Source organism: Moraxella equi (genome assembly GCF_002027555.1).
Lineage (GTDB): Bacteria > Pseudomonadota > Gammaproteobacteria > Pseudomonadales > Moraxellaceae > Moraxella > Moraxella equi.
On record NZ_MXAP01000064.1, the window covers coordinates 15406 to 16481 of the forward strand.

1 protein-coding gene is annotated in these 1076 nt (G+C 50.7%); it reads right to left on the bottom strand.

The window, feature by feature from the left end:
• Positions 1-82: 82 nt before the first annotated feature.
• On the bottom strand, positions 83-1076 hold a 994-nt coding region (locus B5J93_RS06815), incomplete at its 5' end, for a molybdopterin dinucleotide binding domain-containing protein (protein WP_143823500.1).

The following is a 1076-nucleotide window of genomic DNA, read 5'->3' on the forward strand; positions in this document are numbered from 1 at the left end:
ATACAAAGATTCAACACGCCCTAGTTTATCCCCTTTGCTGAAAGTTTGCTATCCTACCAAAAGGGATAAACAGGGCGGTTTATCAGTCCAAAGTAGTAGGCAGTGGACGTGGCAGACTGTCGTCAGGCTTGCCCTCTAGCCAATCGATGTTCGCCATCTTACGCACCACCACGAACTCATCACGGTTACAGCCGACCGTACCATAGTAGTTAAAGCCGTACGCTTGCTGGGCATAACCGCCAATCATGTGCGTAGGTTTTAGAATTGCCCGAGTTACTGAGTTATGAATACCACCACGGGTGCCTGAGTTTTCAGAACCAGGGATGTTCACAAGCTTTTCTTGGGCGTGATACATCATTGTCATGCCTTCTTTGACACGCTGAGAGACGACCGCACGGGCGGTGATGGTGCCGTTGTGGTTAAAGACTTCAATCCAGTCGTTGTCTTCGATACCTGCTTTTTTGGCATCAATCTCACTCATCCACACGATAGGACCACCACGGGACAGCGTTAGCATGAGCAGGTTCTCAGAGTAAGTACTGTGAATGCCCCATTTTTGGTGTGGCGTTAAGAAGTTTAGTACAATCTCCTTGTTATCGTTTGACTTATAGCGTTTTAGCTCGTCTGTCGTTCTTGTGTCAATCGGTGGGCGATACTGTTGCAACTGCTCGCCAAACGCCTGCATCCAAGGGTGGTCTTGGTAGAACTGCTGACGACCTGTGATGGTACGCCAAGGGATAAGCTCATGCACGTTGGTGTAGCCTGCATTATAGCTGACTTTTTCGGACTCTAGCCCCGACCAAGTTGGGGATGAGATAATCTTACGGGGCTGAGCGACAATATCGCGGAAACGGATTTTTTCATGCTCGGACGATTTGGCAAGGTGCGTGTGGTCTAGTCCTGTATTGTTTGACAAGTCCGCCCATGCCTTGACCGCCACGTGTCCGTTGGTCTCAGGGGCGAGCATGAGTACCGTCTCAGCAGCGTCCACGGCGGTACTCATGCGTGGGCGACCGTGAGCTACGTTGTCTTCGGTAACGGTGTAGTTTAGCTCGCCAAGTATACCAACCGAACCC